18 protein-coding genes are annotated in these 21,323 nt (G+C 39.3%); 6 read left to right on the plus strand and 12 right to left on the minus strand.

Features of this window, described 5'->3' with window-relative positions:
- Positions 1–1,053: a hypothetical protein gene (locus BJP34_RS33085; RefSeq protein ID WP_070395995.1), complete on the plus strand. Its 1,053-nt coding sequence runs from the start codon at positions 1–3 to the stop codon at positions 1,051–1,053.
- 58 nt (positions 1,054–1,111) lie between these two features.
- Here BJP34_RS33085 and BJP34_RS33090 read toward each other — a convergent pair whose 3' ends face one another.
- On the minus strand, positions 1,112–2,329 hold the full coding sequence (locus BJP34_RS33090; RefSeq protein ID WP_070395996.1) for an FAD-dependent oxidoreductase: 1,218 nt from the start codon (positions 2,327–2,329) through the stop codon (positions 1,112–1,114).
- Positions 2,330–2,708: 379 nt separating this feature from the next.
- On the opposite strand from BJP34_RS33090, the gene BJP34_RS49765 reads away from it, so the two are divergent.
- Both BJP34_RS49765 and BJP34_RS41630 read left to right on the plus strand, forming a co-directional pair.
- Positions 2,709–2,834: a hypothetical protein gene (locus BJP34_RS49765; RefSeq protein WP_267876431.1), complete on the plus strand. Its 126-nt coding sequence runs from the start codon at positions 2,709–2,711 to the stop codon at positions 2,832–2,834.
- A 49-nt stretch (positions 2,835–2,883) separates the two neighbouring features.
- Positions 2,884–3,081 carry a hypothetical protein gene (locus BJP34_RS41630; RefSeq protein WP_149031312.1) on the plus strand — a complete coding sequence of 66 codons (198 nt, stop codon included), beginning with the start codon at positions 2,884–2,886 and terminating at the stop codon, positions 3,079–3,081.
- On the opposite strand, the gene BJP34_RS33095 is transcribed toward BJP34_RS41630, so the two are convergent.
- A complete protein-coding gene (locus tag BJP34_RS33095) occupies positions 3,078–4,694 on the minus strand; it encodes an NHLP bacteriocin system secretion protein (RefSeq protein ID WP_070395997.1) in 1,617 nt (538 codons plus the stop codon). The two genes, BJP34_RS41630 and BJP34_RS33095, sit on opposite strands and share 4 nt — an antisense overlap.
- 378 nt (positions 4,695–5,072) lie before the next feature.
- Positions 5,073–7,982 carry an NHLP bacteriocin export ABC transporter permease/ATPase subunit gene (locus tag BJP34_RS33100; protein ID WP_229424142.1) on the minus strand — a complete coding sequence of 970 codons (2,910 nt, stop codon included), beginning with the start codon at positions 7,980–7,982 and terminating at the stop codon, positions 5,073–5,075.
- A gap of 4 nt (positions 7,983–7,986) precedes the next feature.
- On the opposite strand from BJP34_RS33100, the gene BJP34_RS45115 reads away from it, so the two are divergent.
- Positions 7,987–8,139, plus strand: a complete 153-nt coding sequence (locus BJP34_RS45115) for a hypothetical protein (protein ID WP_158517615.1) — start codon at positions 7,987–7,989, stop codon at positions 8,137–8,139.
- Between the two features lie 325 nt (positions 8,140–8,464).
- Here the strand turns inward: BJP34_RS45115 and BJP34_RS33105 are convergent, their stop codons facing one another.
- The 8 genes from BJP34_RS33105 to BJP34_RS33130 all read right to left on the minus strand — a co-directional run bounded on the left by BJP34_RS33105 (position 8,465) and on the right by BJP34_RS33130 (position 16,966).
- Positions 8,465–10,603: an NHLP family bacteriocin export ABC transporter peptidase/permease/ATPase subunit gene (locus BJP34_RS33105; RefSeq protein ID WP_229424143.1), complete on the minus strand. Its 2,139-nt coding sequence runs from the start codon at positions 10,601–10,603 to the stop codon at positions 8,465–8,467.
- A gap of 90 nt (positions 10,604–10,693) precedes the next feature.
- Positions 10,694–11,587, minus strand: a complete 894-nt coding sequence (locus BJP34_RS33110; RefSeq protein ID WP_070397016.1) for a GNAT family N-acetyltransferase — start codon at positions 11,585–11,587, stop codon at positions 10,694–10,696.
- Between the two features lie 361 nt (positions 11,588–11,948).
- On the minus strand, positions 11,949–12,422 hold the full coding sequence (locus tag BJP34_RS33115; RefSeq protein WP_070395999.1) for a Nif11-like leader peptide family RiPP precursor: 474 nt from the start codon (positions 12,420–12,422) through the stop codon (positions 11,949–11,951).
- A gap of 472 nt (positions 12,423–12,894) precedes the next feature.
- Positions 12,895–14,394, minus strand: coding sequence for an MBL fold metallo-hydrolase (locus BJP34_RS33120; RefSeq protein WP_070396000.1), 1,500 nt, complete (start codon positions 14,392–14,394; stop codon positions 12,895–12,897).
- Between the two features lie 29 nt (positions 14,395–14,423).
- Positions 14,424–15,254: a MinD/ParA family ATP-binding protein gene (locus BJP34_RS33125; RefSeq protein WP_229424144.1), complete on the minus strand. Its 831-nt coding sequence runs from the start codon at positions 15,252–15,254 to the stop codon at positions 14,424–14,426.
- A 63-nt stretch (positions 15,255–15,317) separates the two neighbouring features.
- Entirely contained in the window at positions 15,318–15,482 is a 165-nt protein-coding gene (locus tag BJP34_RS45125) for a hypothetical protein (protein WP_158517617.1), read from the minus strand.
- Positions 15,483–15,546: 64 nt separating this feature from the next.
- A complete protein-coding gene (locus tag BJP34_RS49770; RefSeq protein WP_267876432.1) occupies positions 15,547–15,672 on the minus strand; it encodes a hypothetical protein in 126 nt (41 codons plus the stop codon).
- Positions 15,673–15,826: 154 nt separating this feature from the next.
- Positions 15,827–16,966 (minus strand): cyclic nucleotide-binding domain-containing protein, encoded by a 1,140-nt coding sequence (locus tag BJP34_RS33130; RefSeq protein ID WP_070396002.1) that lies wholly within the window; start codon positions 16,964–16,966, stop codon positions 15,827–15,829.
- A 931-nt stretch (positions 16,967–17,897) separates the two neighbouring features.
- Between BJP34_RS33130 and BJP34_RS38060 the strand changes: the two genes are divergently transcribed.
- Positions 17,898–18,260, plus strand: coding sequence for a hypothetical protein (locus BJP34_RS38060; protein ID WP_083305478.1), 363 nt, complete (start codon positions 17,898–17,900; stop codon positions 18,258–18,260).
- On the opposite strand, the gene BJP34_RS33135 is transcribed toward BJP34_RS38060, so the two are convergent.
- On the minus strand, positions 18,248–19,891 hold the full coding sequence (locus BJP34_RS33135; RefSeq protein ID WP_070396003.1) for a D-Ala-D-Ala carboxypeptidase family metallohydrolase: 1,644 nt from the start codon (positions 19,889–19,891) through the stop codon (positions 18,248–18,250). The genes BJP34_RS38060 and BJP34_RS33135 overlap by 13 nt on opposite strands.
- A gap of 692 nt (positions 19,892–20,583) precedes the next feature.
- On the opposite strand from BJP34_RS33135, the gene BJP34_RS33140 reads away from it, so the two are divergent.
- Positions 20,584–20,991, plus strand: a complete 408-nt coding sequence (locus BJP34_RS33140) for an ArsR/SmtB family transcription factor (RefSeq protein WP_070396004.1) — start codon at positions 20,584–20,586, stop codon at positions 20,989–20,991.
- The last annotated feature ends 332 nt before the right edge of the window (positions 20,992–21,323 follow it).

Here is a 21,323-nt window from a genome sequence, read left to right on the forward strand (position 1 = left end):
ATGGCAATTTATATGGCATCTGACTACTCACTCAACACCCTTGGAGCCAAACTTTGTCTCGAAGCTGCTGGGGATTTAGTCGCAAAAGCAATCCAGCCCATCCAAAACTGTTCACAGGTAAGACTTGCTGATTACGGTATTGCAGACGGTGGTACTACCCTAGGATTATGGCAGCAGATTATTGCTACTATAAAAAAACAAAATAACGGGGTTTTTATTGAAACAATATTTAGCGATTTACCCAGTAATGACTTTAATGCTCTAGGTCAAACTTCATCTTTGTTGATGGAGGGTGATCAAAATCTAGTGGTTTCTATGGTTCCACGCTCATTTTATGAGCCTGTTTGTCCCCCTAATAGTCTAGACTTTGGCTTCTCCTCCACAGCCATGCACTGGCTAAGTAAGCTGCCTAAACATTTGAATTACCATACCCATATTAATGCTTGTGACCAAGGAGAAGATAAAGCCATTTTTCAAGCCCAATCTCAGCTTGACTGGACTACTATTCTCCTAGCTAGGGCGAAAGAACTCAAATCTGGGGGGCAAATAGTCAGTGCCAATTTATCCACAGACGAAAAAGGACGCTATCTGGGCAACAATCAGGTAGATTTAAACATGCATGATGTTCTCCATGAGATTTGGAAACAAATGGACACTGAGGGGTTGATTAAGCCAGAAGAGTATGTTGGCGCTACATTCCAAAATTATTACCGTACAGAAGCCGAGTTTGCTGCTTGTCTTGAAGACCCTCAAAGTGACGTTTATCAAGCTGGGTTACGATTAGGAGATATTCAAACCATGCTGATTCCCTGTCCTTATCGCTCTCAGTATGAACAAGATGGGGATACTGATAAGTTTGCTCAAGGACTTACCCAAACAATTCGCTCTTGGAGTGAGCATACTTTCAGAAACGCCTTCACTAATCGATCCAATGAAGATGTTTTAGATCTTGTCAACCAATTTTACGCAAGATTTACCGCTAGGGTTCGAGAAAATCCCGGTCAGTTTTCGATGGATTATGCACACACCCATCTACGCATTTACAAAGAATAAGCCCAACCAGGATGCTTAGGGCTTTTACGCCCCACAGCATCCTGGCGATTTTCTAGTTTTATGCAGACACAGTAGTCAACTGCCTAACACACTCCCGACTAGCACTTAGGGGAGATAAATCAACAGAAGGAGTCTGCTCCATGACTAACTCAGCAAGCAGCTTGCCTAACAGCGGTGCAAACTTAAATGCTTGACCAGATCCACCCGTAAAAAGACTAATTTGTGGATATCCGGGAAGCTTATCTAGCACAAATAGAGTATCTTTTGTCATCGTGTATGGACTAAAATACAGACCCACACACTCCTTAATTCCATCCCAATTATTACGAAGGAATTGATCGAGTAACTGCACAAGCTCTGGATTTGGTTCTCTTACAAATGTACTCATCGTTTTGCTCCGCAATTCTGGCGGACACCAATCAATCCCAACTTTGATGAGTGATGTTTCGGGAGTATGACAAGGAAATCCGTAGTAGAGTCCACCATCGTTACTATCTGGCTTTTCTTGCTGAAAACAAAACCATTGTGGAAACTGATCTCGTAAAGTCTCTTCAACCCGATAGTGTCCCCATAACATCGGCCAAATTTCTAAATTCAGGGGAGTTGTAAATGAGCTGAGTAAATCATTAGTCCAAGGCCCAGCAGTCAAAACAACTTGCTTGGCAAAGAATGTATTTCCTGATTGTGTTTTGATTTCAACAGTGCTAGAATTAGTCACGTTGAGACTAACTGTGTCTTCGCCCGTCCGAATAGATACCCCATTGGCTTCTGCTTGGGATCTAAATAGCTCTATAGCTTTTGTAGACCAAACCATACCGGAAGTACTTTCAAACAAACCAATAAAATCTGGTTTAGGTCGCACGGGCCAACGTTGTTGGAGTTGCTCAGCATTTAAGGCTTCAAAAGGAATCCCTTTCTTTTCCATGACCCGACGAGCCCCTGGAATACTGCCTTCAATGGTTTCTTCATCCCAAGCTTCGCCGTAGAAAAGCAGACCATGTTGCCTGAGTAACTGACAATCATGTTGACTTTCAAGCATTTCCCACTCTTTCAAGCTGTAATCTTGTAATTCAGCTAGGTACTCATGGGAGTACATGCGGCGATACATACGTTCCTCGCCATAGGAACTGTTGTTGGGATTGGGGATAGACTCTTTCTCAAGCAATATGATACTTAGATGTTGTTTCTGGCTTAGGTAATAAGCCGTTGCCAGCCCAGCAATACCACCACCAATAATAACGACATCTGCATTGAAAGAGTTTGTTATCTCTGCCATTAGGTTCTTACCTTAATAGTCAATGGAGCTAGCTTCTCTAATTTGATAAGTTTAACAAATCATCAAAAACATTAAAGCCTTTCTTTATATTACAGGACTTACGCAAGGCACCCTAAAATACCCCAATTCTAGGGAACTTTAGTGACTTTGTCCCCCCCCAAATTGGGCAAAACCAACTAAACTTTGTAAGTCCTATATTTTATGTATGGCAGTTGGCAGCCCCTCTGTTCATCTTCCCCTCCCCCCGTCTCCCAATCTTGCCAATACAATTGGGATACAATGGGATGGGATGCAACGGTCGATATATAGCACTACACATTAAAGTTAGGACATTGATACAAGCTCAAAAGCTGTGTAGTCAACTTTTGCCTCTTGCCTCTTGCCTCTTGCCTTCCGCGTAGCGCTATATAGCAATCCTAAATCAATTGAGAGAATGTTTGTTCCCTGTTCCCTGCTCCCTGCTCCCTGTTCCCTGGGGAGCAGGTCAAATTTGCTGAAACATTAGTACTATTTTCCAGTAGAGCAAGCAATTACCCATGAGGGGGCTATAGATAATGTACAAATATTCATCCAGGACTAGCTCCCCTGATGACCTATTACCTATTACCTTCCCCTCCTGGTCGGGGTTAGGGGTGGGTTCCTATTACCTATTACCTATTACCTATTACCTATTACCTATTACCTTAGTACAAATGTTCTGCATAAGTGACATGCTCCCTGTTCCCTGTTCCCTGTTCCCTGTATATATTTAATAAATCCCACTCAATTGTCGCAAGATTGGTAAAACTAAGGTAATGGGGGTTTGCTCTTCAATGGTGACTTGTACTGTTACAGTAGTTCCTGAAGTCACTGTCAACGACGGTCCTTGAGAAGAAGACCAAGCATAACCACTAGGAGTCGAGGAGTCAGCCTGTAACTTCCCATGGATTTCAATAACAGGTCTGATTTTAGATGCCAAATTTTCAGCTATTGTAGAGTTTCCTATCAGTTTAGTGGCTCCTTGTTGAGTAATAGGAAAAGGAGATACTTCCGAGACAGTACCAATAATACTACCAAATTTTTCTCGGCGAACTGTATCAGGTGTAACATAGATTTTCATACCAGGTTTGATCTTTTTACCCTGCCCAACAGGAAAGTAAGCAACGGTTGAGAGACTGTCTGATGAACTCTGTCTTTGAATCACTCCTAAAGAAAACCCTTTATCAATAACAGAGCCTTTACTAGCCGTTATGTTCAGAAAACAACCCGAATAAGGACTTTTGATAGCTTGATTATCATTATACTGTTTAGAAAGTTGGGCTATATCGTACTTAACCTGTTGAATTTCATTTTCTCTTTTGCTAGAATCTTCTAAATTTTGCTGTTCAAGTTTTTTTCTTTCTGTAGCCAAGGTTTTTATAGCCGTTTTTTGTTGAGCAACTTGATTCATCTTTTTCAAGTATTTCTCTTTAGTTTCAGTTCCCTTAACTGTCAATTCTCTTAATTCAGCTTGATGCTTACTAATGGTACTTAAGTTATCTAAATATTGTTGTTCGACTTCAGCTTCTTTAACATCTAGCTGTTTGAGTTCAGCCTCTAGTTTAGAGATATTTTGCAGATTTTGTTTATAAGATTGTTCCGCTTCTAATATTTGATCTAAAGAGATTGCTCCTGCTTGAACTAGTTCACGACGTTTTTCTACCCTATCTTTTAAGCTAGAACTGAGTTCCTTAAAATCCTTAAGTTGTTTAAAGATACTAACTCTTTGTTCTTTGATGGAATTAAGTCCTTTTTCTTTCAGTGTTGGGGTAATAGTTTGAAGATCCGTTATTTTTTGCTGAATGCTTTGTTTTTGCTGGTTTATAGCCTCTATTGCTTGATTATTGAGAACCAAATTTAAGCTTTCACTATTTTGTAGAGACTGTTCTAATGCCTCTTGTTTTTGCTGAAGGGACAACACTTCTAAATTAGTTCGCTGTACCTGAAGAGTATTCGCTAATTGACTTTGTGATTGTAGTTGTGTTAATCTTTCTTTCTGTTGCTGAAGTTTCTGCTGAATATCAGACGGTTCAATTGTGGCTAACACGAAACCTCGGTCAACGCAGTCGCCTTCCTTGATATTGATCTGCTCTAACTGACCACTAACAGGAGACTGAACTTCAACGACTTTGTGTGGATGAATTAGCACCCCTTTACTTTTAATAGTTAAGGGAAGTTTACCGACAATACTCCAAATAATCGTCAAGAACACTATTCCTGCCAAAGTACATAAAGGAAGCCAGTCTTGACGGGAGATAACTTCCATAGCTTGGTCTAATTTTTCTGGGGAAGTTAAGTGTTCTACAGATTCTTCTCGGAATAGATTAGATTTTTTTTTAGGTTTCATAACAGTAATATAGTGTAATATGGTGCTGGTGTGCTATCTTGTATATAGCAGTTATCATACTCATGAGCGACATTGCTTATCCCTTTAAGGCAAAAGGCAAAAGGCAAAAGGCAATAGTAAAGAGGGTTTTAAGCGATGCAGCAAGGGAATAGGGGAGGCAGTGTCAAATAAGACTGTACCTCATAACTGCGATAAACGCTATAATATAGAAATCAACTGACAATTATAAAAATGCTTGATTACTACTTTCTTCTCCAAGTATCATCAATGCTTAAACAGAATATTCGCTATGCTATTGGTTTAACCATTATCTGTTTTATCGTACTAATTTTGTTATGGCTGCCAGACTTTTTAAAGAAAGAAGAGTAATAGAGAATTTTAGTCTAGTTGTCGAGCAACCAGTCGTGCAAACAACCCCTCTTCTTGACTGAGCTGTGCAAATGTTCCGGTCTGGACAATTCGTCCAGCTTCCAGTACATAAATTCGGTCTGCATTACGAATTGTACTAAGACGGTGGGCAATAACAATACGTGTTGCATGGAGTTGCTCCAAGCTGTCAGTCACTATCTCTTGGGTGCGGTTATCAAGGGCACTGGTGGCTTCATCCATCAGAATGATTTTTGGTTTATTGACCAAAGCACGAGCGATTAATAAACGCTGTCTTTGTCCTCCCGATAAGTTACTTCCTCCTTCACTAATAACGGTGTGCATTCCCATGGGCATTTTCTCAATATCTACGGCTAATCCAGCCATTCGTGCTGCTTCCCAGGCTACATCATGGGATACTAACGCACCACTAGTAATATTGTGAAAAATCGACCCTTGTTGAACCTGACCATTTTGTAGAACAACACCTAATTGACGACGCAAACCAGTAACATCCAACCCCGCTAAGTCTTGACCATCATAATAAATCGTTCCTGTTATGGGACTAGCAAATCCTAATAACAAACGAAAAAGGGTTGATTTTCCACTTCCACTAGGGCCAACAAGTGCAATAAACTCACCGGGATTAGCATGAATACTAATATCATCGATAATTAAAGGGCCATCTTCTCGATAACGAAAGCTGAGATGATCTAAAACAATATGTCCGCTTAAACGACCCGGGTCTTGCTGATTAATATCAGATTCTGGTTTTTCCTGTAAAATAGATTTCGCCCTTTCCCACATGGGGACAATTCCTAAAATATCTGTTAAGGTATTGCTCAAGCTTGTGACTCCCCCAATATAAGTTCCAAAGGCAACCTGAAAGGCTAAAAAAGTCCCTGCAGTCAGAGTGTTAGGTAGATTCTTTTCTTGGTTGATTTGGATAAATAATAAGGTGAAACAAAACAGGATTACTGAACTTATTAACGGTAAGGCTTCATTAAAGGTAGATAGACTATCATTAATTCGTTGAATTCCTGCAGTTAACTTAGTTTTTTGACTGTATTTTTCCGCCCAAGCCCAAAAAGCACGTTCTTCAGCAGCAGCCACCCGAAGTTTAGCCACTCCATTAATCAGTTGTACTGTTAAACCATCAATTTCTCCATCAAGAGCCTCTTGTTTTCGCTCTTTGCGAACTAAAACAACACCAGAAACAACTGTGACAATAACCGCAATTACAGATAGTCCTAAAGCAACTAGAGCAAGTTTAATACTATAAATAAACATTAATCCTAGATTCAAAAGAGCAAAAACGCCACTGAGTAATGTGCGCTGAGTTGCCCCACTTAACAGATGATGAATTTCCCGTATTGCTAGGAGACGATTCACTAGATCTCCAGAGGTATATTGCTGAAAAAATGATGGACTTAACTTAAGCAGTCTGTCCCAAACCGCTAATTGTAAATTGCCATCAGCGACTGTTTCTAAACGCAAGGTCATAATTCCTTGGGAAAGTTGAAAAGCGGCTTGAGCAAACGCAGTAGCAAATAAGACTAACCCAATGTGTTTTAATAAGAGTAAATTACTGCCAGGAATGGCTTGATCCATTAACATGCCCGTGGCTTGGGGCACAACCATTCCTAAAAGAGTTGCTATTATACCGATCAGGGCAATTAATCCTAATTCTTTTTCATAGCCTGCTATACTAAATCTAAATAGTGCCCCGACCCCTTGAACAACAAGGGGCAAAGGACGGTAAAACATATAAGCTTGGGAGCTAATATGTTGAGCGACGTCCTGATTAACAGGGGTACGAGTTTTTTTGATAGGATCAAATAATAGATAGATACTGTTTTTTTGGGGATTTGGTAATAAAGCAACAGGACAGTTATCTTGATTATAGCCAAGTAAGGGGCCATGTTCTGAGAGCCACCAATCCCCCACTAATCTTACAGAACGAATACGGCATTGAGAGGCATAAGCGATAGCTTCTAAGGGATTAGCCAGCTTACTCATATCTTCTGAGGCAGATGGCGGTTTAATGACAATTTGCATGGCATGACCTACGGCACCCGCTGCAATTAATAGAGGTGTTCCTGATCCAAAAAAAACATCATAACCCGGTTTGAGAATTGAGGTTAATTTTCCTAATGCTGATTGAGTAACTTGGCTATTTAGTTGTTGTCTGGCTTGAAACCGTCTAAATTCGGATTCTTTATCTTCAATAAATTTTTGGTTTAAATAGTAATAAAAATAGTTATGGAATAGGTCTAAGCTATGGGTAATTTGTTCTGCTTGTTCTATAGTATCAGTAGTAGTTATTTTGAGTTGACTGGCATTTTCGGATTTTAACCACATCCTATTAGCCAGAGGAAATAGAGGAGAATTGATCTCTAAGGTTAACTCTGGCTTTCCTAAATAGTCAACTTCTCCTTCTCTAATCTCTACCCAAATGATTTGTTCACTAAAGGATTGAATAATTTGTTTATCTTCTAGGGAAAAGTATGAAGAAAAATCAGGATTGATAATTTTGATGACATTATTTAAAGGCATCTGGTTAATACTTGTTCCTAAATGCCGGATCCAGCTTTCTAGGATGGCAATCCCTTGAGGCTCTTTTTGAGAGATTTGTTTCACCAAATCTTGTATGGCTACAGATTCTAATTCTGCCCCTTCTATGGCGACCGCTAAAAGGGCTTGACCAGAAGAATCTAAACAATGACCAAATAAACCTTGTCCTTTTTCTACAGTAAATAGATAATGACGATTTCCGTCTGGTTCATTATTCTTCATTTCTGTGGCAAATACAGAGACTTGTCCAGAAACCACCATCCAAACAATTTCAGGGTTATTAAGTATTAGTGGTTGATTACCTTGAATTTTGCGGGATTGTTGGCTATACATAACAGCGGTTTGCAATTGGGTGAGGTACAAATTATTGGGTTTTAGGGAACAGGGAACAGGGAACAGGGAACAGACAAGAGGGAACAGGGAACAGGGAACAGGGAACAGGGAGCAGGGAGCAGGGAGCAGGGAGCAGGGAGCAGGGAACAGGGAAAAAATCCGGCGTTGCTGATTATGAGTATGGTTTCGCCCCCCTAGCCCCCCAATTCTGGGGGGAACAAAACTCTCAAGCGATGCAGCGCGGTCTTGGGGGTTTCCCCCATGAGCGACTGCATCAAGACAAGTCCCCCAGAATTGGGGGATTTAGGGGGCTTTAATAAAACCAGATGATCGCGCATTCATTCCTTAATTCAGCAACGCCTAAAATCCTGTGTACCTTATAGTTATGAAAAACGCTATAAATTTTTAAAATGTGTTTTATAGAGGATTGATAGGGTGTATTGGAAGAGATAAGACGTTGATCTGTCATTTTTTTCTATTTCAGATTGGATTACCACTCAATGACTACTGATCAGGTGTTGATAGGTTCCTGTTTCTTGGCGTAATTGTTCATGGGTTCCCCGTTGAACAACGTTTCCTCTATCCAGGACAATAATTTCATCACAATCTCGAATGGTACTGAGGCGATGAGCAACGACAATGCAGGAACACCCACGCCGTCGTAAATTACGGTCAATGATTAATTCTGTTTCTGCATCTAAAGCACTGGTTGCCTCATCTAAGACGAGAATGGTAGGATTTCTCACTAAAGCGCGAGCAATTTCAAGGCGTTGTCGTTGTCCACCACTGAGATTTGCTCCCCCTTCACTCAGTGGAGCATCATATCCTTTTGGCTGAAACAGGATTGATTCGTGAATGGCGGCATCAGTGGCAGATTTAACTAAATCTGATTCAGGAATGGTGGTATCCCAAAGGGTTAAATTATCTCGAATTGTACCCGCAAAAAGAAAAATATCCTGTTCAACCATTGCTAAGGAATTAGCAAGAACAGCACGAGGAATTTGATTGCGAGGAATACCATCAAAAAGGATTTCCCCCTCCCAAGGAACATATAATCCACAGGCTAATTTAGCAATGGTTGATTTTCCTGAACCACTACTACCGACTAAAGCAATTCTTTGCCCCGGTTTGATAATTAAATTAAAGTCTTCAATCAGGGGAGATTCTAAGCGATTATACCCAAAATTGATGTTACGAAATTCTACATGACCCTGTAATTTAAAGGAGTCGGAAGTTAGACTATAATTGTTGGTAAGACTGGCCAACTGATTGGGCTGACGGATGGCTTCTTGATCAATAGGATTTTGTAGCACATCATCAAGGCGATTAATATCAGCTTCTAATTCTTGTAAGGTACTCCCAAAATTAATCAGTTCATTAATGGGTTTGAGAAAGCTAGCGGTTAAAAGTTGATAGGCAATTAGCATTCCAATGGTTAGTTCTCCCTTGATAACCCGTAAGCCTCCGATTAGCAAGATAGAGGCTGTAGCTAAGGCGGTTAAGAGATTGGGAAGTGCATTGAGGATTTGTGTTTGTAACCCTAATTTTTGTTGAGCGTTTAAGGCTTTAGTATAATAACCGGCAAATCGAGTAAACAGATCTGATTCGAGTCCAGATGCCTTAATGGTTTCAATTGATTGAATGCCACCAATCGCTGTACCAGCTACTTTTCCATATTCCTGGGCTAAACTAATATTGGCATCTGTCCGATTACGAGATAAGTATTGAAGGGCTATAAAGTTAAAGCTGGCAAATAGAATCGTGATCGTGGTTAAGAGTATATCATACGTAAACATTAATAGGGCATAAAGCCCCATCATGATCACATCAATAACAGTGGTTGCTAGACGGCCAGAAATTACGTCTGCTACCCGATCATTGAGTTGAGCGCGATCGCTAATTTCACCCGAAAACCGTTGAGCATAAAATCCTACAGGTAAGCGTAAAATATGCCAAACAAATTGTCCTGACATACTAACCGAAAGTTTGACTAAAAGTCGGCGTAATACTTTTAATTGCAGACGGGCAAGAAGTCCCTGAACAATTGCAGTAATCACCATAGCCAATAACATCGGTCTCAGCCAGTCTTGATAATCTTCTATTAAAATTTTATCCACAAAGACTTGGCTAAATATAGGGATTATCAACCGAGGACAGGTTAGAATTAATCCTACTAATATGGAGAATAAAATTGAGTTTTTAGAGGTTTGTAAACGATTCTTTAAAGAAGAAAATATACTTGTTTTTTTTCCTATTTTTTTAAAATCTGGGCCAGGTTCCATCACTAGAACTATTCCAGTGTAACCTTGGCTAAATTCTTCTAACGATAGTTTACGGGGACCCGTTTCTGGATCATTGAGGTAAACACAATTTTTGCCAAACCCTTCGACAACTAAAAAATGACAAAATTCCCAAAATATGATAAAGGGCGGATTTAAAGTTTTTAAGTTTTCTAATGACTTTTTAAACCCTTTAGCAGTCAAACCATAGGTTCTTGCTGCTTTAAGCACACTAGAGGCTTTACTGCCATCCCGTGATACACCACATACTTTTCTTAATTCAGGAAGGGGAACAAAGCAGTGATAATAACCCAAAATAATGCCTAATGATGCTGCTCCGCACTCTACTTCTTCCATTTGTATGAGGGTAGGGGTGCGAACACGCTTGCTTATTTTAGTATTGATACTTTGGGTTAGGGTTAACATAGTTAAGTTTTACTTTAATAATTACAGTAATAATTTTGAATACACTCTTTCTTCTTTAATAGATGTCAAGTAAGAGTACATATACTTTTTAACGAAGCGAATCATTAAGTGATTTTTTTGATTGACAAACCATATACCATTAGGAATATTAGCTTCTTTTTGACGTTTAATTGCTTCAATAAATAATGCTATTCCACGCCCCATTTTTTGCAAATCTTTTCTAACAAACATACAGTTGTAAGATATAGTATCCACTGCTACACGCTCTGTTAACATCCATCCTACTACTTCTCCTCGATACCGCAAGCCTAGACTATTTAATGATTCATTTTTTTTATCATATTTAAAAGGATTTAAGCCTTCTTCAATCCAACAATTTGCTTTCTGTGTTTGCTTAATAACCAGTTTTTCTTGAGTAGTAATTTCTTTCCAAGGAAAAATTTGCATATCTGAAGGAAGCAAATTTTCTTTATGGATAAAAGCAGATTGATAAATTTTTTTAAAATTTGAGGAATATATTAAATCAACATTGATTAGAGACCAATGGCATTTTTCAAACAAAGCTGCTAGTTTAGTAGATATTGACTTCTTTATTATATCCAGTTCATAAAAAAATTCTGCTTTTGTACAACCTCGAACTACTAACTCCTTCTCTAAGGATGTTAATAATAAAGTTCCAACTCCTTGACCACGGTGGGCAGAAGTTACAAAAAGAGAACGAATCTTGGCTAATCGATTATTTGGTAATATTTCAGCTACAATAAGACCAACTGGCTTATCTAAATAAGAAGCACCAATTGCAAGAAACGAGCTTTTTGATTTTAGCTCTCTGAGTTGGGCACGGAACTCCGGAAGACATAGATGTTGATAAAAAAATACTTCTCCATACTTATTAAGTATTTTAACTTTGTACATTATATAAATAAACGATCCTAAAAAAAACTTCATTGATAAACAATAAATAGTAAAAAATATCTCTGATTCGTAATTTATTTAAAATATTTTTTTATATTTCAAAATGTCTGGATTCTTAACTCTATTATGAAGTTAAGAGTCCAGACATTTTTAGCTAGACAACAAGGGAGCATCCCATTTTTGCCCATAACACTTTCAATTATACTTTGAAACCCTAGTATTCTCATGATTTTGAGCAATGGATTTGCCAAATTGGGATGCTCCTGACAACAATAGAATGAGGATTCATCTCTTTTATAATTTTAATTAAGTGACTAGGAAGTAAAAGTTTCAGAGTTGACTGATAAAAGTGTCTGAACTATCAATTATTATTAATTGTAACACTCCCTGGATTATATTTTTTACATTTGGATTTATTTTTCGCACCACCAGCTACACCTTCTAACTGAGCTTCAGATAGTTCAGTTTCTTGTTGCTCAAAATAAGCGAGACCTGATTCCATTTCTTGTTCAGTGATTTGATAACCCTGAGCAATGGCAATTTGAACCATGTCAGCCAGACTACCAGCTTCTTCGAGCTTTGCCCGTAATTCTTGATTAGTCTCTACTTCTTTCAATAAAGCTTTAGCATTTTCACTGAATTCAATAGTAGCTGTAGCAAATTCTAATTGCTGCTCTTGCATCACAGCCAAAAGCTCTTTTTTAGTGAAATCATAACCCTTACTAACTGCAATTGCTAGTACCTGTTCGGGGCCTTCTGCTGATTCCAATTGCGCTTTTAAAGACTGATCTGCTTCCGCAGCTTTGATTAAAGCCAATACTGATTCTCTGGACATTTTTTTTCTCCTTAAGTAAGTTCGGTAATTTGTTAGTTAAACCTACCAGTTTTATTAAAACAAGAAACTACTAATTAGTCAATACTTTTCTGGTAAATAAAAATAACTATAAATTAAGTAATTGATCGTTAAATTTATTATTTTTTTGAGAAAAACCACTCTATCCTTGGTGTTTATTACCAAGGATAGAGTGGTAGTATTACAATGTAAACGCTATGTGGTAAAGCTCGAAAAATTAATGTGATTGGTAAGCAAGAAATGAAGTATAATACTCAATTTTTAATACAGGTATTTTTGCTAGTTTAATTTCATCGAAAGTGTATTATAGAGGGGTGAAAAGCGCCCCCTATAGAAAGCTTTCACTGAGTTGACTAGTTCCTAAATAAGGAGATTACAAAAGGATTTAAAACCCCTGTTAAATAGCTAATTTATGTATAAATTTGGGATGCTCTCCTCCAAACATAAACAACAACTATCTAACTGAAGCCATCTGTAAATCTTTATTTTCTTCTACTGTTTTATCCTTATTTTCCTCTAGTAACCGAACTAGAGTATTACCAATCCTCAACATTTTTGTTTGAGTCTCCCGAATAATTTCCGGATTAACGTCACTATATTTCCATTTTTGCACTTCATGCTGCCGAACTTTTTCAAAAATATCTTCGTAAGGAAATCGTAGCTCGATTGGATCTTCTAAAGATATATTTTTACCTTCAATTGGTTTAATAATCCCATAAGGAGTGGGTATATATAATTTCTGAAAGCTGCGGTAATAGCCGCCAATATTAGCTGCATCCCAACTTCTAATTCCTTTTATCAAACCATAAAAATTTGAAGCCGCAACAGTTGTAAATAAATGAGCTAGAGGACTATAACCTGAATGGCACTGAATATTGTCTTCAGAAAAATCAAAATAATATTGTTGTGTTTCGGAAGGAAAGACAATTTCTAGTTGATAAATTATCTTCCAGTGACGATATTCCAAAAATAAATCTGACTTTTCTTTGATAAACTTGGGTAAATCGAAGCAAACTTCTGCCTTGATAACATCTTTCATCTCCGATAAATCATAGTCATCAGGATTATCGTCAATCAGGCAATCACCAATATTAGCAGGGGAAAAACGTAAGTCATAGCGATCATCCTCTAGCATTTGCACAAAAGAAGACCTTTGTTTCATGTAGCTAACGTCGCCATTTTTTAAAGTAACGACATCCCCTGGATTGAAAGGAAAAATATTTTCTCCAACTTCTGGACAAACAATCGCTACATCTCGACAGAATTGCTCCCTAGTAACGGGAAAAACGACTTTATTTAACCAAGATGTACCCTTAATAAACTTAAAACCATTTGCTCCAGGAGCAAGGGACTTCGGTTGAAGTAAACTAATCTTTTTTAGTTCTTGATCATAAGCAGAATAAGGAAAAGAAGATGGCTGATTATTTTGGTGTTCTAGCTCTAACAGCGGCTGCCAACTTGCTAAAAAAAAGTCAATCTGAGGATATTTAGACTTAACTTGACGAATAGTTTCAAGGTTGACAGCCGAATCAACTTGATTCCAGAAAACCCCTGAAGGATCAGTGAATAACATCCCGTATTCAGGAACACGATTTTCTGAACGAGTTGCAATTAAACGAGTTGAACCAATTTTGACCTCACTCCAATCTTTCAATTTATAGATTTGTGAATATCCCAAATCTCGTAAACACGTTTCCATCAACTTATCTGGAGGAATCAATACATCAACATTTTTCGGTAGAGAAGCTAGGGATTGAATATCAAAATGATCTATATGACGATGAGAGATAATCAAAATATCAAACTCTGGAATCTGGTCATGGAACACTTTTCTTTTTGGGCAGATATCTGATATTCCTTCAGCATGAGAATCCCATAAAATCGGATCCATTAATATTTTACAATCTTCAGTTTCCACAAATATAGAAGCGTGACCAATCATCTGAATCTGCATAATTTACCTCTAATGAACAAAAATAGTTGCTAGTTCATGATCTTATCAGCCAGTTTTTCTAAGACCTCAGTTAGTGGATGATCGGGGAAAGCTAAAGAAAAAATACCTCGACTGCCCAGCATCATCATATCTTCTGACCAGGGGATAATTGCAGCTAATGAAAACCCATAGTCTTCCTTGACTTTATGACTAAAACGATCAATCCCTAAGGATTCAATCATCATATTCATTACCAGCAAGGTTTTCTGTATGTTTAACTTGTTGGCCAAGTCCAACATAATCCCAGTTGCTTGAAAATCCTGCTGATCCGGTTTCATAATTAAAACCAGAGTATCAGACAAGGTTAAAGAGACTAATACCTCTTCATTCAGACCTGGATGAGTATCAACAAACAGAAAATCTAGATTGAGTTCATTAATTAACGTTTTAAACCCTTTTTCCAGTAAGCGAACATCATAGCCTTCTCGCAACATTCGGCTAATATCTTCTTGTTTCATACTAGCTGGAACCAAAGATAGAAAACTGTTTTCTGTTGGCTTTTTACCTTTGGCAATCACATCATAGTCGGTTTCAGTAATCTGACAGCGGTCTTGAAGACCTAACACAGACGTTACATCATAATCAGCTTCAGTAATTTGACAATTATTCCATAGGTAATCGTTTAAAGAATAACCTAAATGATCTTGATTCAACCCAAATAACACATAAATACCTGGGTTGTGGAGGTCTGCATCCACAATTCCAACTCGATGGCCATGACTAGCAACAATGGTCGCTAAACTGGCAGTTATGTTGGTTTTTCCTGCTCCTCCTCGATAAGAGTGAATGGCAATAATAGACATAGATATAATTTCATCCAAAACTACTATGGCGTAGCTAACTTACCAAAATTGTTCTCAACAACAATCTTGGATATAGCAATTCTACGACTTGTGAGGTACAAATTTCTGGTTTTTAGGGAGCAGCGATGCAGCGCGGTCTTGGGGGTTTCCCCCATGAGCGACTGCATCAAGACGGGAGCAGGGAGCAGGGAGCAGGTAAGAGAGAAGAGGGAAGAGGGAAGAGGAAAAAAATAATGTGTACCTCATGAGTCCTATAAACGCTATAACTATCCAGTGATTATCCGTAAGCATTCAGCTATTAGTTATCAGTTTATGCGCTACGCGAACAGCTTTTTAATAAGCGATGCAGCGCGGTCTTGGGGAGGCAGCGCGGTCTTGGGGAGGCAGCGCGGTCTTGGGGGTCTCCCCCATGAGCGACTGCCGTGGTTTCCCCCATGAGCGACTGTATCAAGACAACAGGTAAGAATTGGTTTAATCTCTGTTAAGTCAGCACCTCAAGTAGCGAATGACTGACGACTGACGGCACCTCAAGTAGCTTGAGCTTTTAGCTGACGGCTGACGGCTGACGGCTGACGGCTGAATCCTTACGATTATCCTGTGATTATATTGAAATACTGTTGATTAGTATTCAATGTTTTTAGTTGTTTCAACATCCAATTAAATCGAGAGCCAGCTAAGGTTAAATTATCTAAGCGGTTATCACTCATTTCATCATCATAGGGAACAGAAGATGCTAAAGTTTTTTCACTACTATAAATTCTCCTTTGATAACCTAGTAATTCTACAGTAGTTTTAAATCTCTCTATCGCTAATAAGGAAACGGCTCGATAAAACCTTGCTGAGAAACCAATATCGTCCTGTAATTTAGTAGCCAGTAAATTTCTAGGAATTGCTAGTACTCTTGAATCCTCAACACAGCGAACATTAACTGAACTGAGCTGGGAAACCCCAAAAGGCATTTCCCCAAGAATTTCTCCTCGCTGAAGGGTGATAATCTCTTGTTCAGACGTAACACTATAACTAGTATCTAGGGCGGCAAAAGCTGTTTCCAACGGACTTCTGGCAGTTTCTGCTAACGTAACACTTGCCAAACCATCAAGCAGAATATACATCTTTTCAGCCGGTCTTCCTTCTTGGAATAGCAGAGTGTCTGCTTTTATTGTCTGATAATTTCCATTTTTAATCATCCAATCAATATCACTATCATTTAGCTCCCCAAATGCTAAAAGCACTTCTTTGCTTGCATTTGTTCGTTTTCTCAATCGTTTTGAGCGAAGTTTGTCCCTCAGCTTGACCAGTCGTTCAGAAAGTGAAATGGCAATGGCTTTATAAAACCGTGCCGAAAAAGCTAAATCTTTCTCTAGTTTTTCCTGTAATTCTTTTTGGGGAATAGCCAGTAACCGAGAGGAACTCTGAGCGATCACCTTACTTGAAGGTAACTCACTCTGAAACAGTAAATCTTCTCCTATCAGCTCTCCTGTAGTTACGCTGATCAGTTCCTGTTCTAAAACCTTACTATCTTCCAAGAGTGCAAATGCCCGATGGAGTCGATTATCCGTAGGCTGTGGCAAAGATATTTTTAGGTTCCCCTCAATAATCAGATAAAGAGTCTTTATAGACTTATCACCTTGCCTCAATACTTGACCAGTATTGACTTGTTCTATTTCACTAACACTAACTAGCCAGTCGATATCACTATTGTCCAAACCACTTAATAAGGTTTGATTCATTTATTTACCTCGATAAGTAAAATTTCTATAGCATTTTCATTTTTTAATTTGACATGTAAATTTACAAAGTCTTATTTGATAAGACTACAAAACTCTGGAGCTATTGCCCCTATTGCTAGCATGCCTATTGCTAGCATGCCTCTGACCTCTGACCTCTTACCTCTTGGCTTTTTCGACAATCTAAGAATTTACAGCTCGTTTGAAAAAAACTATCATAGACACCCCCTCTAGAACAACTATACAAACTATATATTTCTATTTTATGAGTATTGCCGATCTTTTCAAGAACAGCCGCCTCTTTTTGATCTGATTGACTTAACTGAAAAAATAAGCATCATTAGAATACTCGGATTTCTTTTCAATCAGAAATCCACAGACTTTTACTGCTTACTTAAGGCAAATAGTAAAAGTCATTACTAATTGGGTTATTTTGATCTGCTCCAATCAATCTGGTTCAAGTTTCATTGGTCAAACAATTCTTTTATTATTTGACCACAAAATTATCACCAGAAGCTAGTCTATAAGACTTGATCTAATTAAAACTTTTACTTAATTATTTCTTTATGTTTACATAAGTTATTATTGGCTCTACCGAACCTACTATGCATAAAAACGCTGAAATTACCAATAAGTCTGATTGGGTAGTCGATGAGACTTGATCTGATTTTTTAATTTTATTTTAAAATTTAGTTATTGTTAAACTATTTATTAATTTTATTTAAAAAAACTAATAAATAGTAATTTTTGTGAAGCTGATGCCCATTGAAATTGGTTTTTACCTGTTCCCTTTGAGCAATTTAGGTATCCCAATCTAAATCCTGAACAGCTAATGCTGAACAGCTTAAGTATAATTCCTGTGGAAACTTCTATCGAGTGACGCACCTAAAAACCGGTGTTGCTTGAAAATGGAATGATTTTAAGGTTTTGTGGAATGGGCATCAGCCGTGGAACGGGCATCTTGCCTGTTTCCATTGTCGGGGGGGCATCAGCCGTGGAACGGGCATCTTGCCTGTTTCAATTTTCGGGGGGGCATCAGGGGTGGAACGGGCATCTTGCCTGTTTCCATTGTCGGGGGGGCATCAGGGGTGGAACGGGCATCTTGCCTGTTTCCATTGTCGGGGGGGCATCAGGGGTGGAACGGGCATCTTGCCTGTTTCCATTGTCGGGGGGGCAGGATGCCCACTCTACTCCTATTAGACCTCTGGCAAAAATAAATATGAAATCAAAATCTATCCCTTTTGCCTTTTGCCTCTTGCCTTTTGCCTTTTGCGTAGCGCTATCTCAAAAACCATAACTCCACCTGGCCCGATACCCTCGCCCATCAATATGGGTAAAAGAACTGGCACTAGCTAGACCACCTCGGGAACCCCACCAGGAATCGAGACGTTTATTCACCGACATTGGCGATATCCCCTCAACCACAAAATCCACAGCATCCCCAGAAAGATGACGGGAGCGTGTAGCACCACCAACTTGGCGATTGGTTACTGGATCGCGATACCAAGAGTTAACCACGATGGGGCGATTGCCAAAGTATTCCCTAACTTCTTGCATGACCTCAGCAATTCTGATAATGTCCTCCACTATACTTTTGTGCGTAGGAATGCGGGTACCATTTTTAGTTGCCTCTGCCCAACTAAAGTTACCACCAGTGATAATCGCCTCCGATAGGTAAAAGGTTTTGTCATATCCAGGCAATTGAATTGGACCAGTCTTGTCAGACTTAATCTTAATTAACTCTGATTGTTGTTCATCCTTAGGTACGTTATCGGGTTCAGTCCCTTCAATGTCAACATGGTCACAGAAGACGTACCAGGTTTTTCTTGGTGGTGTGCCTAACGCAACATTGGCCAGGACAACCTGAATATGCTTATTCTCCGCGAGCTGATCCGATGTAATCTCAAACTCCGTGTCTGCCTTTACGAAAACTTTTTCTGAGTCCTTCAGCTGATAGGACTGCTGGGTACTTGTTTTAAACAAAGTATCCCTCAGTACTCTTAGCCTAACCCCTGTCTGTGGCAAAGTGCCTCGACTTTCTGGTTTCCTAGATTCTTGCTGAAGTACAACATTAGTCGGTAACTGAGTGCCATTGGGGAGTTGTACAACAGCAGACTTCCCCACAGACACTAATTTGCGATCAGCATCATCCTGCCAGCGACGAGCAAATTCAGTGAGCACTGATGGCGACTGCTGTTGTTGCAGCCAAGCTAGTGCTGCATCTTGATGAGGCAGTTTCCCATAACCTCTGAGCAGATCCAGGAACTGAATCGATCCGGTGTTGCTTGGCTGTTGCCAATTAACAGAAGGTTGTGAACTGGCAAACTGTAACGGTTGATCGAGCATTCCTTGGTAATACAGATACCAAACAATGGCTGCTGCTCCTATCTTGTGCCCTTGACCATAGGAATCTACACTGTTACCTACCAGCGATTGATTCCAATGCTGTGAGCTACTAAAGTGATTGGTGCCATTCCAGAGGTACTCGGAATTATTCCCCCCCTTAGCATCACGGAAACCATTCCACAGCTCAAACCCCCATAGCATTGCGCCAATTGAGTGGTCTTTGGCAGTGTGGAATTGTTTCCAGCGCAGTGCATCAATGGCACTCTCAACAAAGGTGTATTGTTGTCCGTTAGCTGGTGGAGCAGTCGGTCGTCCTTGTGGGTAGCGAATCGTGCTATTACTCAAAGAGTCGCCATTGTGCAGGTGAGCGTCTCGAAAGTCCAGCTCTCGATAGTGCAAAATTCCGACAAACCACCAAGGCACCCCTGTTTGCCGCTCTACTAATCCGTAGTCTCCTTGCCGTTGGAGGATTTCTTGACCAATGCGGCCAGTTGGTTCTAGGCAGCTTCGTCTGAGCTGACAAGTAGCAAAAAGTTTTTCATATTGAGGTTTGAGAGTACGAAGTCGCAAATCGCTAGACATTTTTATTTTGACTTTAGGACTAGATACAACTGTTAGGGGGCGTTATTCTGGGGTTAAGTAAAAAATCTTTGGTTTTAGGGAGTAGGGAGTAGGGAGTAGGGAGTAGGGAGTAGGGAGTAGGGAGTAGGGGTTCCGAAAATTGACACCTCTTTTATTCAAAAGACGTAACTCAGATTAAACTAATCCTTACCTCTTGTCTTGATGCAGTCGCTCATGGGGGAAACCCCCGCAGGTCGGCGCTGCATCGCTTATTCAAAAGCACCTCAATTAGCGTGCGCTAATCGCTGTTCGCTGATAGCTGATAGCTGATAGTTGATAGCTGATAGCTTACCATTAATCAGTAATGCCTTTTTATAAATTATATCTTTACTTTTTTATCATTGATGGCATTTTTAATCATTTTTATGATTTAAGTAATTTATTTTAAAGCGTTTTTTTGATGATAATTAATTAACGGTTTTGGTAGGTAAAACTACGGTTTTTTATTAGCAGTATTAGAGGTAATAAAGCCATACATAGCTATTCCCTACTCCCTACTCCCTACTCCCTACTCCCTACTCCCTACTCCCGATTCCCGATTCCCTACTCCCTACTCCCTACTCCCTACTCCCTACTCCCTACTCCCTAAGACTACCGTATAATAATATAATAGATGAAGCGTAGCCTTGATTACCACTGTCAGCCAATCTATTATGCTTAAAAGTTCTTTGCCAAAATCCTCTCTGAGGACTGAGCAACCTCCAGACTGTGAGATATCCCAGTTATCCCCTACTTCCTTGACCCTGATCGCTGATTTCTTTAAAGTCTTATCTGAAGTAAGTCGGTTGCAGATTATCTGTTGTCTGAAGTCCGGCTCCAAAAATGTTAGTCAAATTATCGAAGAAACAGGCTTAGGTCAAGCCAATGTATCCAAGCATTTAAAAATCCTGGCTAAAGCAGGGATTGTCACTCGCAATCAACAAGGAATCAATGTCTTTTACCAAATAGCTAATCCCTTTATATTTGAGCTATGTGAGCTAGTGTGTGATTCCCTGTCACTGCAAATAGAGCAACAACATCAAAAGCTAGAGCAACTCAAAGCGATGCAGCAATCTTTTTAGCGACCTTGGTAATTGGTAATTGTGATCTAAGCATTCAGCGATCAGCGGTCAGCGGTCAGCGGTCAGCGGTCAGCGGTCAGCGGTCAGCTCTTAGTCTTTGGCTGATAGCTAATAGCTGATAGCTGAATGCTTACACTTACCATTCGTTTTTACAAATATCAAATCCACCCTTTCCCTATGGGCTAAAACCTTAATTTGTCCTATCAGCTGCCTAAGTCCATAGCGTTTCTCATAATAATGAGGTATACAAGAAATTTGAAATCTTTCCTCTTTAACTGTATTGAATAATGACGGTTCTCTTCTAAGGTATAGGCTCTCTTCCTGGTTTAGTC

The organism is Moorena producens PAL-8-15-08-1, from assembly GCF_001767235.1.
GTDB classification, from domain to species: domain Bacteria; phylum Cyanobacteriota; class Cyanobacteriia; order Cyanobacteriales; family Coleofasciculaceae; genus Moorena; species Moorena producens_A.